The sequence below is a fragment of the Tetragenococcus halophilus subsp. halophilus DSM 20339 genome, assembly GCF_003841405.1.
GTDB lineage: Bacteria > Bacillota > Bacilli > Lactobacillales > Enterococcaceae > Tetragenococcus > Tetragenococcus halophilus.
Genome location: NZ_PXYA01000001.1, coordinates 336285 through 351289, shown reverse-complemented (window position 1 = coordinate 351289; position 15005 = coordinate 336285). Strand labels below are relative to the sequence as shown.

Genomic DNA, 15005 nt, shown 5'->3' with positions numbered 1-15005 from the left:
TATGAACGATAAAAAGAGCAATCACTTGAAGTAATTGCTCAAAAAAGTTGTCATTTTTCCACTAATTTTTTTAAGTACTGCCCAGTATAGCTATCTGGACTAGCTGCAATTTGTTCTGGCGTACCTGTTGCTATAACTGTACCACCATTTTCTCCACCTTCTGGCCCTAAATCAATCACGTGGTCAGCAGATTTTATGACATCTAAATTATGTTCAATCACTAAAATTGTATTGCCAGCATCAACTAAACGATCTAAAACCTGTAATAATCTAAGAATGTCATCTGAATGTAAGCCGGTAGTCGGTTCATCTAGAATATAAAAGTTTTTACCGTTAGAATTTTTTTGTAGTTCACTAGCCAGCTTCATTCGTTGCGCTTCCCCGCCAGATAAAGTAGTCGCAGGCTGACCCAACTTAACATAGCCTAAGCCTACATCCACAATCGTTTGAAGCTTACGACTGATTTTAGGGATATTTTGGAAAAAGTCAAAAGCGTCATCAACGGTCATATCTAATACTTCGGAGATATTTTTACCCTTATAATGTACTTCTAAAGTTTCGGAATTATATCGTTTGCCATGGCAAACTTCACAAGGAACATAAATATCTGGTAGAAAATGCATTTCAATTTTTATGATACCATCGCCCTTACAAGCTTCGCATCGTCCGCCCTTGATATTGAAGCTAAAACGTCCCTTCTTATAACCACGTATTTTTGCTTCATTCGTTTGCGCAAATAGTTCGCGAATATCGTCAAACACACTCGTATAAGTAGCTGGGTTACTACGAGGCGTTCGACCAATTGGACTTTGATCAATATCGATGATTTTTTCAATATTTTCAAAACCTGTGATCTTTTTAAATTTCCCTGGTTTTTTTGAATTTTTATTCAAACGCTGAGCAAGGGCTTTTTTCAAGATATCATTAATCAAAGTTGATTTTCCTGAACCTGATACACCTGTTACTGTAATAAATTTCCCAAGAGGAAACTTAACATTAATATTTTTCAAATTATTTTCTTGGGCGCCCGTTAAAGTAATATTTTTTTTATTTCCTTTACGACGTTTTTTAGGTAAAGGAATTTCCCTTCTTCCACTAAGATACTCACCTGTTAAGGAATGAGGATTCTCGACCACCTGCTCTGGCGTACCAGAAGCTACGATCTCGCCACCATAATCTCCTGCACCTGGACCCACATCGATTAAATAATCAGCAGAGCGCATCGTATCTTCGTCATGTTCCACCACAATCAAAGTATTGCCTAAATCGCGCATTTTCTTTAAAGAGCCTAGCAAGCGATCATTATCCCGTTGATGTAAGCCAATAGAAGGTTCATCTAGAATGTATAATACGCCAGATAAATTAGAACCAATCTGCGTTGCTAAACGAATCCGTTGTGCTTCACCGCCAGAAAGCGTGCCTGCCGAACGACTCAAAGTCAAATAATCTAAACCAACATTTTGTAAAAAGCTCAAACGATCTCCGATTTCTTTAACGATAGGTTGAGCAATCATTTGTTCCTGTTGTGATAATTTGAGGTCTTCAACAAAATCATAGGCATAATTAATCGCTAAATCACTAACTTCTCCGATATGCTCCCCATTTATTTTTACGGAAAGAGCCTTATCATTTAAACGGTAACCGTGACAAAGTTGACAAGTCAACTCTGTCATATACAAACGCATTTGTTCTCTAGTAAAGTCACTGTTTGTTTCATGATAGCGACGTTTGATATTGACCATCACTCCTTCAAAAGGCATATCTACATCACGAACATTACCAAAATCATTTTTATAATGAAAGTGAAAATGACGACCATTGGACCCATTTAATACAATATCTTTCTGTTCTTTTGTAAGCTCTTCAAAAGGTGTATCCATATCAATCCCAAAATCCTGACAAGCTTGTTCTAACATCTGCGGATAATATTGAGAACTGATAGGATTCCAAGGAACAATTGCCCCCTGGTGTAAAGTTTTTGTTTGATCAGGGATAACTAAATCAATGTCTACTTCTAATTTTATCCCTAAACCGTCACACTCTGGGCAAGCACCAAAAGGCGCATTAAAAGAGAATAAACGTGGTTCTAATTCACCTACGGTAAAACCACAGTAAGGACAAGAATAATGTTCACTAAAAAGCATATCTTCTCCATCAGTCACATCGACGATGGCGTAACCATCAGATAACCGAAGCGCTGATTCAAGGGAATCAAATAAACGAGAACGAATGCCCTCTTTAATGACGATACGATCTACAACGATCGCAATATCATGTTTTTTATTTTTCTCAAGTTCAGGCACCTCTGTTATGTCATAAATCTCATTATCAACTCTTACACGTACATATCCTTCTTTTTGTACCTGTTCCAAAGTCTTCTTATGTTGACCCTTTTTTTGAGAAATGACTGGCGCAAGCAGTTGAATCCTACTTCTTTCTGGTAATTCAAGTACTTGGTCAACCATTTGTTCCGGTGACTGACTGGTAATTTCCACATGGTCATTAGGACAAATCGGATGTCCAACACGAGCGTACAGTAACCGCAAATAATCATTGATTTCAGTCACTGTACCGACGGTTGAACGAGGATTTTTACTAGTCGTTTTTTGGTCAATCGAAATAGCTGGACTTAAACCATCAATACTATCAACATCCGGCTTATCCATTTGACCTAAAAATTGTCTGGCATAAGAGGAAAGACTTTCTACATAACGCCGCTGTCCTTCTGCATATAGCGTATCAAAAGCCAAAGAACTTTTTCCTGATCCAGACAAACCTGTGACCACTACCAGTTCATCTCTGGGAATGGTCACATCTACATTTTTTAAATTATGGGCACGAGCACCATGTATCACTATATTATCGTTTGGCATATTCTTCCCCCGAACTATTAAGCTTTTAATTCTAAAATCGAATCACGTAAATTAGCTGCTTTTTCAAAATTCTGCGATTTAGCAGCTTCTTTCATTTCTGTATTTAATTTTTCAATTAAATCTTCTTTTTCATCTTTTGTAAGATCTTCGTAAGAGACTTGTTTTTCTTCGCCTTCTTCGGTAACAGAAGAAATTGAAATTAAATCTCGAACATCTTTTTTAACTGTTTGTGGAACAATCCCGTGTTCTTCATTGTATGCTTCTTGAATTTTACGACGACGAGTGGTTTCATCTATAGCATTTTGCATAGAATCAGTCACTTTATCAGCATACATCACAACCTCACCATCAGCGTTTCTAGCCGCTCTTCCCATCGTTTGTACAAGGGAACGTTCGCTACGCAAAAAGCCTTCTTTATCAGCGTCTAATATCGCGACAAGAGAAACTTCAGGCACATCTAAACCTTCTCTTAGTAAGTTAATTCCTACTAAAACATCAAACTCACCTAATCGCAAGTTGCGGATAATTTCTGTTCGTTCTAATGTTTTAATATCACTGTGAAGGTACTTGACTTTTATTCCTAATTCTCGGAAATAGTCGGTTAAATCTTCCGCCATTTTTTTAGTTAAAGTTGTAACAAAAACACGCTCGTCTCTTTCCACACGTTCATTGATTTCCCCTACAAGATCATCGATCTGTCCCATAATAGGACGGACATCAATCACTGGATCCAATAAACCAGTTGGACGAATGATTTGTTCAACCACCGTATCTGTCTGGTCGTATTCGTAAGGACCTGGTGTCGCAGAAACATAAATAATCTGATTCACATGTTTTTCGAATTCTTCTAACCTTAATGGTCGGTTGTCTAAGGCTGAAGGTAAACGAAAACCATAGTCAACCAGCATCTGTTTTCTGGCCCGGTCTCCATTATACATCCCGCGAATTTGCGGCATAGTTACGTGAGATTCATCGATCACTATTAAAAAGTCCTCAGGGAAAAAGTCTAATAGTGTATACGGGGGCTCTCCTTCTTCTCTTCCGTCCATATGTCTAGAGTAGTTTTCAATGCCTGAAGTATAGCCCATTTCTCGCAACATTTCAATATCATAATTCGTTCTTTGTTCTAATCGTTGTGCTTCTAATAATTTATTATTTTCTTTTAAAATTGCTAAACGAGTATCTAATTCCTGCTTAATCGAAGCAATAGCAGTTTCCATATGATCTTCATCTGTCACAAAGTGAGTCGCCGGGAAAATAGAAACATGCTCTGTTTCATTTAATATTTCACCCGTTAACGCATCAACTTCACGTATTCGATCGATTTCATCACCAAAAAATTCAACTCTTAAAGCACGTTCAGCACGTGAAGCCGGAAAGATTTCAACAACATCGCCTCTTACACGAAAACGTCCCCGTTGAAAATCTATATCATTACGTTCAAATTGGATATCGATCAATGAGTGTAATAATTCATCTCGAGAGATTTCCATTCCTTGACGCAAAGAAACAACTTGTTTTTGATATTCCATTGGTGAACCCAAACCAAAAATACACGATACTGAAGCAACAACAACAACGTCATTACGTTCTAATAACGAGCTAGTGGCTGAATGGCGTAATTTATCAATTTCATCATTAATACTGGAATCTTTTTCAATATAAGTATCGCTTGATGGGACGTAAGCTTCTGGTTGATAATAATCATAATAACTTACGAAGTACTCCACCGCATTATTAGGGAAAAATTCCTTAAATTCTCCATATAGCTGACCCGCTAGTGTTTTATTGTGAGCAATAATCAGTGTTGGCTTATTTACATTTTGGATCACATTTGAAATAGTATAAGTCTTCCCCGTTCCGGTAGCACCTAAAAGAATTTGAGCCTTTTTATGATCTAACACCCCATCAGTTAATTCTTCAATTGCTTCAGGTTGGTCCCCTGACGGCTGATAATTTGAAACAAGTTCAAATTGATGTGATAATTCTTTTTCAATCATAAACGTCTGCCTTCTTTCTGGATAAAACTATCCTATATGCAAATCATTGCTTTTCCTATACTATTCTAACACACCGAACGTACTTTCGCTATTTTTTTACTTTTTTCTATAATTTCTCTAAAATGTTAGGTTTTCTTACGTAATTCGTGATTTTTTTAGACATTTTTGTATTTTTTATTCTAATTTTCTTGCTTTGTTTAAAAACTTTAGGATATAATCTTCTTTATTAAGACAATTTAACGGAAATAATTTATTTTAATCTAGACCCTGATTTTCAATTGTCTTTAAAGGAGGAATTTTTAAATGAAAAAAAGAACGATACTTATTTCGTTACTTTCTGTGTTTATTACTTTATTTTTTTGTGGGAGTAAAACTGTTTCAGCTGCGGAAAAAACCTATGATATTGGAACAGATGTGACATTTGCTCCTTTCGAATTTCAAAATGATGATAACGAATACGAAGGTATCGATATTGATATATTAAATGCGATCGCCGAAGATCAAGGATTTAAAATAAATTTACGTCCTTTAGGATTCGATAGTTCGGTGCAAGGCGTACAATCTAATCAACTTGATGGCATGATCGCAGGAATGTCGATCACTGAAGAAAGGGAGCAAAGTTTTGACTTTTCCGACCCCTACTACGACAGCGGTATACAAATGGCAGTTGCCCAGGGGAATGATGAGATAAAATCTTACAAGGACTTAGAGGGTAAAACGGTAGGCGCTAAAGTGGGTACCGAAAGTGCAGATTTTTTAGAAGATAATAAAGATAAATATAACTTTGATGTTAAAAACTACGATGATGCGTCTGGACTTTATGGAGCTGTTGACAATAACACCGTCGAAGCTATTTTTGATGATTTTCCAGTCCTTGGTTATGCAATTAAACAAGGAGAAGAATTATCCTTAGTTGGTGAACCAGAGGCGGGAAATCCCTATGGTTTTGCAGTTAAAAAAGGGCAGAATGAAGAACTGCTAGAAAAATTCAATGCTGGATTAAAGAAATTGAAAGACTCTGGAGAATATGATGAAATCGTCGATAAATATGTAGAAACAGAGGGTAACAGCGAAGAATCTGGCGAGATGAAAAATGTAGAAGCCAAAAAAGACGAATATGTAATTGCTAGTGACACTGCTTTTGCGCCTTTTGAATTTCAAAACGATGAAAATGAATATATTGGTATCGATGTTGATTTAATGAAGCGTGCTGCCGAATTACAAGATTTCAACATTACTTTCAACCATATAGGCTTTTCCGGTGCAGTGCAAGCTGTTGAAGGCAATCAAGCAGATGGTATGATTGCTGGAATGTCTATCACAGATGAACGAGAAGAAAGTTTTGATTTTTCGGATTCTTATTTTGAAAGTGGTATTCAATTAGCCGTACAAGAAGGTAACGATGATGATATCAGCTCTTATGAAGATTTAGACGGAAAAACTGTGGGAGCTAAGGTTGGAACCGAAAGTGCTGACTTTTTAGATGAGCATGAGGACGAATACGGTTATAATGTAAAATTATATGACGATGCTGATCAGCTATATGAGGCTGTAAGCGTTGATGCAATCGATGCTTTAATGGATGATTACCCGGTTATAGGTTATTCCGTTGCTCAAGGACAGGCACTTGAGACACCTATTGAACGCGAATCTGGTGGTGAATACGGCTTTGCAGTTAAAAAGGGAGAAAATCCTGAACTATTAGAAATGTTCAATGAAGGTTTAAAAGAGATGCAACGAACTGGTGAATACGACCAAATTATTGCAAATTATATCGATGATAGCGGAGATGCTACGGCCAGCGAATCTTCTGCCGATGAATCTTCTCTTATCGGCTTAATTAAAAATAACTATAAAGTATTATTGAACGGTTTATGGAAAACGATGGCTTTAGCTTTGATTTCTTTTGCTTTAGCTTTGATCGTTGGTGTTATCATAGGTCTCTTTAGTGTAGCACCTATTAAAACATTACGAATGATCGCTTCAATTTATGTTGATGTGATTCGTGGTATACCGATGATGGTTTTGGCCTTCTTTATTTTCTTTGGTTTATCTGATGCAATTGGCATAACCATTCCTGACTTTACAGCAGGTGTTATCACATTGACATTAAACGCTAGTGCTTATATTGCAGAAATTGTCAGAGGTGGAATAAATGCCGTGCCAACAGGACAAATGGAGGCCTCGCGAAGTCTAGGATTAACCTATAACAAAACGATGCAAAAAATCATTTTACCACAAGCAATCAAAATTATGATTCCATCTTTTGTCAATCAATTCGTTATCTCTTTAAAAGATACCACAATCATTTCTGTTATCGGGGTTGTCGAATTATTACAAACAGGAAAAATCATTGTTGCACGAACAATGCAAAGTACTTATGTATATTTGATTATTGCAATTATGTACTTGATTGTAATTACTGCTTTAACAAAACTTGCAAAAGTACTTGAAAAGAAGGTGAAATAATATGAAGGAAAAAATTGCAATTGAAAATCTAGTGAAAAAATTCGGAGATAATACTGTATTAAACGACATTACAACAAGCATTAAAGAAGGTGAAGTTATCTGTGTTATCGGTCCTTCCGGCTCCGGTAAATCCACCTTTTTAAGATGTCTGAATCGTTTAGAAGAAGCTACTAGCGGACAAATTATCATTGATGGTGAGCATTTGACCGATAAAAAAACTGACATTAATCAAATACGTCAACATATTGGCATGGTTTTTCAACATTTTAATTTGTTCCCTCACTTATCTGTTTTAGAAAATATTACTTTAGCACCTCTAGATGTAAAAGGTAAAAACAAAAAAGAGACAGAAGAGCGAGCAGATGAATTATTACAAACAGTTGGACTATCAGATAAAAAGAATGTCTATCCTGAAAGTCTTTCTGGCGGACAAAAGCAACGTGTAGCCATCGCCCGTGCTTTAGCTATGAATCCAGATATCATGTTATTTGATGAGCCTACTTCTGCATTAGACCCCGAAATGGTCGGAGACGTTTTGAAAGTCATGAAAAAATTAGCAGATCAAGGAATGACAATGGTCATTGTTACCCATGAAATGGGATTTGCCAAAGAGGTTGCAAATCGTATAATGTTCATTGATGACGGTTATTTCTTAGAAGATGGCAAACCCGATGAAGTTTTCAATCATCCTAAAAACGAGCGAACGAAAGATTTCCTAGACAAAGTATTAAATATCTAAATAGTAAAAAGGAGTTCTCGTTTGTAGCGAGAACTTTTCTTTGTGCTATCTCTTCCCATACAACATAGCTTTCCTGTTTCTTTATGCTATCTCTTCCTCATACAACATAGCTTTCTTGTTTCTTTGTGCTATTTAACAGTATTTAATTTTATTTGAGAAAATTTACTCTTCATCTACAATCTCTGCTTCTTCTTCGACGGGTTATGACAAATCAATTCCGCATTTTTTAATTTTAATCTTTTTTTTATTTATTCAACAGCTGAATAAATAATTTTTTCAATTTACCCACCTTTTACTCGAATATAGTAATTAAAAATTACAACAATAGGATAAAGGACACTACGCCTCGCTTTCTCTCGCCCTAGTACTGTTCATCTCTTCGCTTACGCTTCGATCTCATCAAGGCCTAAGCCGACAAGTCGCTAAGGCTTTGAAGGATCTACTCTCAGCTCCCTATGGTCGCTGAATCGTAGTGATTCACAGCAAAAAAGTGGAGATCAACTATTATATGATCTCCACTTTCTCTTTTATTTTTTAAAAGCATCTTTCATCTTGTCGAAAAAACCTTCTGATTGTTGTTCTTCTGTACTTTGTCCCGTTAATTCAGCAAAATTCCGCAATGCTTCTCTTTGTTCTTCATTCAAGTTCTTCGGAGTGATAATCTTCACCGTTACTTGTTGATCTCCCGTACTATTTCCTCTTAAACGAGGTGCGCCTTTACCGCGCAGACGGAATTTCGTACTTGTTTGTGTACCAGCTGGAATCTTCAATTTTACATTTCCATGAACAGTTGGTACATCGACTTCATCACCTAAAGCTGCTTGTACAAAGTTGATTGGCAATTCGTAATAAATTTCCGATCCATCACGATCAAAAATATCACTTTCTGCTACATAAAAGACAACATATAGATCGCCATAAGGTCCACCGTTAGTGCCAGCTTCCCCTTGGTTAGCTAGCCTCATTTGTTGTCCATCTTCTACACCAGCTGGAACAGAAACATTAACACTATGTGTTTTCTTTTCATGTCCTGTACCATGACATGTTTCGCAAACTTCTTTGATTTCTTTACCAGTTCCGTGACAAACATCGCAAGTTTGTCTTGTCATTACTCGACCAAGTGGCGTTTGACGTTCAGCATTGATCGTCCCAGATCCCTTACATTTGTGACAAGTTTCTGGTTGCGTACCTGGTTTGGCTCCATTTCCACCGCAAGTATGACAAACTTCATTACGTTTATACGAAACTTCTGTATCTTTTCCAAATACCGCTTCTTCAAAAGTCAGATTGATTGAATATTGTAAATCATCACCTTGTCGTGGCGCATTTGGATCTGCAGAACGGCCACCACCGAAGAAAGATTCAAAAATATCTTCAAAGCCACCGAAACCACCAGCGTCTGAGAAGCCTCCACCGAAGCCGCCAAATCCACCAGCACCACCGCCGCCGAAATTGGCGTCTGCACCTGCATGACCATATTGATCATAAGCTGCACGTTTTTGTGGGTCGCTTAGTGTTTCATAGGCTTCTGAAATTTCTTTAAACTTCTCTTCTGCATCAGCTTCTTGGTTGACGTCTGGATGATATTTTTTGGAAAGCTTACGATATGCCTTTTTGATTTCATCATCTGAAGCCCCTTTGTCTACACCTAGGACTTCATAATAATCTCGTTTTGTTGCCATTGGCTTTCCCTCCATCTAATACTTTAACAGTCTTTCGTATTTTATCATAAATTATGCAGAAGAAACATTATTTTATAAAAATACTTAAATTAAAAAGAAAAGACCGATTCATCACTATAATAGACAATATTTCAAAAGAAAAAGCCAAAGTGGATGTCTTTGGCTTTTTCCCAAATAACGAAATTATTGATTATCGTTATCATCGTCATCTACTTCTTCAAAATCTGCATCCACTACATCATCGTCACCAGAAGCGTTAGAAGCATCATCTGAACCTTGGGCTGCTTGATCGCCTTGTTGTTCTTGTGACGCTTGTTCGTACATCTTAACACTCAAGTTTTGTACGATTTCATTCAATGCATCGCGTTTAGTTTTCATGTCTTCGATGTCGTCAGCTTCTACTGCAGCTTTTAATTCATCACGTGCATTTTCAGCTTTTTTGACTTCTTCTTCGTCCACTTTACCATCAAGGTCACTCAATGTCTTATCTACCGTAAATAACAGTGTATCTACTTCGTTACGTAGATCAACTTCTTCTTTACGTTTTTCATCGGCTTCAGCGTTTGCTTCAGCATCTTTAACCATTTTATCAATTTCGTCATCTGATAAACCGGAAGAAGATTGAATGGTAATTTTTTGTTCTTTTTGTGTACCCAAATCTTTAGCTGAAACATTTACAATACCGTTTTTGTCGATATCAAAGCTAACTTCAATTTGTGGTACACCACGTGGAGCTGCTGGGATATCTGTTAATTGGAAACGACCTAATGTCTTGTTATCAGCTGCCATTGGACGTTCACCTTGCAATACGTGAATATCTACGGCTGGTTGATTATCAGCTGCTGTAGAGAATACTTGAGATTTACTTGTTGGAATCGTAGTATTACGATCGATCAACTTCGTAAATACACCACCCATAGTTTCAATTCCTAGAGATAGAGGTGTTACATCAAGTAATACAACGTCTTTAACATCACCACTAATAACACCAGCTTGGATAGCAGCACCCATAGCAACTACTTCGTCCGGGTTCACTGATTTATTTGGTTCTTTACCTGTTTCTTTACGTACTGATTCAACAACAGATGGAATACGAGTCGAACCACCAACCAAGATGACTTGATCAATATCAGATTGAGATAAATCAGCATCTTTCAAAGCTTGGCGTACAGGTTCTTTTGTACGATCAACTAAACTACTTGTTAATTCATCGAATTTTGCACGAGTCATATTCATTTCTAGATGAAGAGGGCCATCTTCACCAGCTGTAATAAATGGTAAACTGATTTGTGTACTTGAAACGCCTGATAAGTCTTTCTTCGCTTTTTCAGCAGCGTCCTTTAGACGTTGTAAAGCCATTTTGTCTTTACTTAAATCAATGCCATTTTCTTTTTTGAATTCACTCACCATGTAATCAATGATTTTTTCGTCAAAGTCATCTCCACCTAGCTTGTTGTCACCGGCAGTAGATAACACATCAAATACACCGTCACCTAATTCTAAGATGGAAACGTCAAAAGTACCGCCACCAAGGTCAAATACTAAGATTTTTTCATCTTGTTCAGTTTTATCTAAACCGTAAGCTAAAGCAGCTGCAGTTGGTTCATTTACAATACGTTCAACTTCTAATCCAGCGATCTTACCAGCATCTTTAGTTGCTTGACGTTGTGAGTCATTGAAATAAGCAGGAACTGTAATAACAGCTTTTTCAACTTCTTCGCCTAGATAATCTTCTGAAAAGCTTTTAATGTGTTGCAAAATCATTGCTGAAATTTCTTGTGGTGTATAAGATTTATTGTTCGCTTCTACCTTATAACCATCTTCACCAATATGACGCTTAATAGAAGTAACAGTATCTGAGTTTGTAACTGCTTGTCTTTTTGCTACTTCACCTACTTGAATTTCGCCATTTTTAAATGCTACAGCAGAAGGTGTTGTACGATTTCCTTCTGGATTTGTAATAATTTGCGATTCGCCGCCTTCTAAAACTGAAACGGCTGAATTTGTTGTACCTAAGTCAATACCAATTATCTTACTCATACTATGATCTCCTTTGTCATTTTATCATTCATTTAATATTGAAATAAACTAATTTATTGTGCGACAACTACCATGCTGGCGCGAAGTACACGGTCATAAATTTTATAACCTTTTTGCAATACTTCAACGACTGTTTCTGCCGGATGGTCCTCTGTCGCAGGAACTGTTTGAACAGCTTGATGTAATGTAGGGTCAAACGTTTCACCTTGGGCAGAAATTTCTTCAATTCCTTCTTCCTGCATGGCAGAACGTAAGCTTTCTAAAGTCATCTCTACCCCTTTTTTCAAGCTTTCGTTTTGTTCTCCTTCAACTTCAATTGCTACAGCACGTTCTAAATTATCAATTGCAGGAAGTAATTTCTTTCCTAAATCTTGTGAACGATACCTTTGCAATGTTTGTCTTTCGTTACGAAAACGATTATTCATATTCGAAAGCTCAGCTGAAGCACGAAGATATTTGTCTTCCATTTCATCAAGTTGTGCTTTTAAGTCATCAACTTCTGAAATAGCTTGAACATCTTCATTCTCATTTTCTTCAACTGTTTCATTTTCTACAGTTGATTCATCTTCACTGGTTTTGTCAGAAAATGTTTCTTCAAACTCTTCTGCATTCTTTTTTTTATCAGACAATCATCTAACATCCTTTCTATATAAATAATTGACAATTCACGCAGATCAGCCGAATGAATCGATCGAACGATAATAATCATCCAGTGTTTCTGCTAGTTCTTGACGAAACACATCAAGTAAACTAAGCATTTTCGAATACGGCATACTAGCCGAACCTAATAATGCGATCGTACCATTGCCATGATCTTTAATCTCATAATTAGCTTGGATCAAACTCATGTCGCTTAGTAAGTCATTACCCAATTCTGACCCAATCCGAATTTGAATCGGTTGATCTTTAGTGCTCAACAATTCATTCAATTGCTTCGAGTTCTCCATAAACAAATACATGGATTTAAACTGATCAATGTTTTGGATTTGATCGGAATTCAGTAAATTCATCTGACCGCCAACAAAAATCTTTTCTTCAAAAGCTTCACTCAACATATTATTGAATAAATCAAGAATTCCTTCAGTTGTTTGAAAATACTTATGAAGAATCATCGGGATTTCAGTTCGCAAGCGTTGATAAACTATTAATAAAGGTTCACCAATTAGTTTATCATTGATGATTCGCACCATTTTTTCAAGATCTTCACTATCTACGCTTTTAGGAATTGAAAATACTTGATTTTCAACATTTCCCTTGTCAGTTACAATGATTGCGATCACTTGCCGATTATTAAGTGGCACCATTTTAAAACCTGTAAGTTTTCTATTACTTACATCAGGTCCAATCGATAGCGCCGTATAGCTAGTCAATTTAGAAAGAATTTTAGCTGATTGTTCAATGATATCATTGATCTCATGAAAATCTTTTCCTAAGGACTGCTGCATGACGTCTACTTCGCTCTTTTTTAACTTTTCTGGTTCTAGCAGATAATCGACATAGTAGCGATAACCCTTTAGCGAAGGGATACGACCTGAAGAAGAATGTGGTTTTACCAAAAGCCCATATTCCTCGAGAGTTTTCATCTCATTTCTAATCGTGGCTGAACTAGCTGCGATCCCTTCTTCCATCAGCGTTTTAGATCCAATTGGCTTTCCTAAATTTGTATAATTATGAATAATTTGATGCAAAATATTATCTTGTCTTTGCGTCAACAAATTTATCACCCTTTAATTAGCACTCCTTATATCTAAGTGCTAACACGATTATTAATATACCACAAATCACAAGAATGTCAAGAGGAAATGCTCAAAAAATTAGCACTCTTTATGTTAGAGTGCTAATTCTGGAGAAATAGCTAGAAATTCGTCTAAGTTTATAAATAACTATGGTAAACTAATGACAAAACATGCTTTGCTAAAGGAGCAATTAATTAATGGAAAAAGTTCTACAAAATACCTCTTCATATATTCATATTCCTTTTTGTGAACATATTTGCTTTTACTGTAATTTTAATAAAGTATTTTTAAAAGGGCAGCCTGTCGATGAGTATATCCAAGGGTTATTAAAAGAAATACAATTAACACTTGATCTTCATCCTACAGATGCCAGTCAAACGATTTATATCGGAGGAGGTACGCCCACTTGTCTATCTGCTAAGCAATTAGATGATTTACTCAGTGGCATCACTCAATTGCTGCCCGTTGAAACTACCAAAGAATTTACAATTGAAGCAAATCCTGGTGATTTGACGCAAGAAAAACTAAATGTCATTAAAAATTATGGAATTAATCGCCTTTCAATGGGGGTGCAAACATTCGATAATCGTCTTCTAAGAAGAATTGGCCGTAAACATACTGCTGAAGATGTATACCAAACATTAAAATTAATAGAAAAAAATCAGATAGACAACCTTTCAATCGATTTAATTTATGCTCTGCCTGCACAAAGCATTGCAGATTTTCTTATTACTTTAGAAAAAGCGATCGCTCTTGATTTACCTCACTATGCGATTTATTCCTTAATTTTAGAAAATAAAACAATGTTTATGAATTGGGTAAGAAGAGGAAAAATTGAATTGCCCGAACAAGAAGAAGAAGCAAAAATGTTCGAGCTAGCGATAAATGAGATGGAAAAAGCCGGATTTTCTCACTATGAAGTTAGTAATTTCGCTAAAAAAGGATGGGAATCAAAGCATAATCTAGTTTATTGGAATAATGAGCATTATTATGGTTTTGGCGCTGGTGCTAGCAGCTACCTAAACCAACAACGTTATAAAAATTTCGGTCCTATTCAACATTACTTAAACCTGTTACGTAATAATCAGTTACCTATCATTGAAACAGAAAACCTTTCTTTTAAGAACCAAATTGAAGAGGAATTATTTTTAGGATTAAGGAAAAAAGAAGGCGTATCCTTGCATCGTTTTAAAGAAAAATTCAACTTAGAACTTACCGATTTATACCAGGAAGTTCTTCCTGAACTATTCGATGCGCAATTATTAACTTTTAAAAACGATCATCTCAAGTTGACTCGTAAAGGTTTATTTCTAGGAAACGAAGTATTTGAAAAATTCTTGCTCTCATAAAAATTTTTAGATAAGCTATTTTTTCTATTAAAGCAAATGCAATTATTGATTTTTATTTTCTTTGTTATATCGATATAAAATAAGGTCTTTAAGCGAGAATACTCACTTAAAGACCTG

The 15005-nt window shown here is 36.2% G+C and carries 9 protein-coding genes; 3 read left to right on the top strand and 6 right to left on the bottom strand.

The window, feature by feature from the left end; all coding sequences use genetic code 11:
• Positions 1-50: 50 nt before the first annotated feature.
• Together uvrA and uvrB are read right to left on the bottom strand one after the other, a co-directional pair.
• Complete coding sequence (uvrA, locus tag C7K42_RS01675) at positions 51-2873, bottom strand: excinuclease ABC subunit UvrA (RefSeq protein ID WP_103091832.1); 2823 nt, start codon at positions 2871-2873, stop codon at positions 51-53.
• Between the two features lie 17 nt (positions 2874-2890).
• A complete protein-coding gene (gene uvrB, locus C7K42_RS01670) occupies positions 2891-4873 on the bottom strand; it encodes an excinuclease ABC subunit UvrB (protein ID WP_014124684.1) in 1983 nt (660 codons plus the stop codon).
• A gap of 303 nt (positions 4874-5176) precedes the next feature.
• Between uvrB and C7K42_RS01665 the strand changes: the two genes are divergently transcribed.
• On the top strand, positions 5177-7342 hold the full coding sequence (locus C7K42_RS01665; RefSeq protein WP_103083934.1) for an amino acid ABC transporter substrate-binding protein/permease: 2166 nt from the start codon (positions 5177-5179) through the stop codon (positions 7340-7342).
• Position 7343: 1 nt separating this feature from the next.
• Complete coding sequence (locus C7K42_RS01660) at positions 7344-8081, top strand: amino acid ABC transporter ATP-binding protein (protein WP_061841331.1); 738 nt, start codon at positions 7344-7346, stop codon at positions 8079-8081.
• 527 nt (positions 8082-8608) lie between these two features.
• Here the strand turns inward: C7K42_RS01660 and dnaJ are convergent.
• From dnaJ to hrcA, 4 genes are all read right to left on the bottom strand, one after another.
• Entirely contained in the window at positions 8609-9763 is a 1155-nt protein-coding gene (dnaJ, locus tag C7K42_RS01655) for a molecular chaperone DnaJ (RefSeq protein ID WP_061841332.1), read from the bottom strand.
• Between the two features lie 183 nt (positions 9764-9946).
• The gene (gene dnaK, locus C7K42_RS01650) at positions 9947-11803 is read right to left on the bottom strand and encodes a molecular chaperone DnaK (protein WP_094243588.1); all 1857 of its coding nucleotides are present in this window, start codon (positions 11801-11803) and stop codon (positions 9947-9949) included.
• A gap of 53 nt (positions 11804-11856) precedes the next feature.
• Positions 11857-12432, bottom strand: a complete 576-nt coding sequence (gene grpE, locus C7K42_RS01645; protein ID WP_014124679.1) for a nucleotide exchange factor GrpE — start codon at positions 12430-12432, stop codon at positions 11857-11859.
• Positions 12433-12477: 45 nt separating this feature from the next.
• Positions 12478-13518, bottom strand: a complete 1041-nt coding sequence (gene hrcA / locus C7K42_RS01640; RefSeq protein ID WP_103099713.1) for a heat-inducible transcriptional repressor HrcA — start codon at positions 13516-13518, stop codon at positions 12478-12480.
• A gap of 218 nt (positions 13519-13736) precedes the next feature.
• Between hrcA and hemW the strand changes: the two genes are divergently transcribed.
• Positions 13737-14888: a radical SAM family heme chaperone HemW gene (gene hemW, locus C7K42_RS01635; protein ID WP_014124677.1), complete on the top strand. Its 1152-nt coding sequence runs from the start codon at positions 13737-13739 to the stop codon at positions 14886-14888.
• The last annotated feature ends 117 nt before the right edge of the window (positions 14889-15005 follow it).

Bases quoted from the DNA above. Each gene is read 5' to 3' on its own strand.
- uvrA (WP_103091832.1), bottom strand. From the start codon at position 2,873: ATGCCAAACGATAATATAGTGATACATGGTGCTCGTGCCCATAATTTA.
- uvrB (WP_014124684.1), bottom strand. From the start codon at position 4,873: ATGATTGAAAAAGAATTATCACATCAATTTGAACTTGTTTCAAATTAT.
- C7K42_RS01665 (WP_103083934.1), top strand. From the start codon at position 5,177: ATGAAAAAAAGAACGATACTTATTTCGTTACTTTCTGTGTTTATTACT.
- C7K42_RS01660 (WP_061841331.1), top strand. From the start codon at position 7,344: ATGAAGGAAAAAATTGCAATTGAAAATCTAGTGAAAAAATTCGGAGAT.
- dnaJ (WP_061841332.1), bottom strand. From the start codon at position 9,763: ATGGCAACAAAACGAGATTATTATGAAGTCCTAGGTGTAGACAAAGGG.
- dnaK (WP_094243588.1), bottom strand. From the start codon at position 11,803: ATGAGTAAGATAATTGGTATTGACTTAGGTACAACAAATTCAGCCGTT.
- hemW (WP_014124677.1), top strand. From the start codon at position 13,737: ATGGAAAAAGTTCTACAAAATACCTCTTCATATATTCATATTCCTTTT.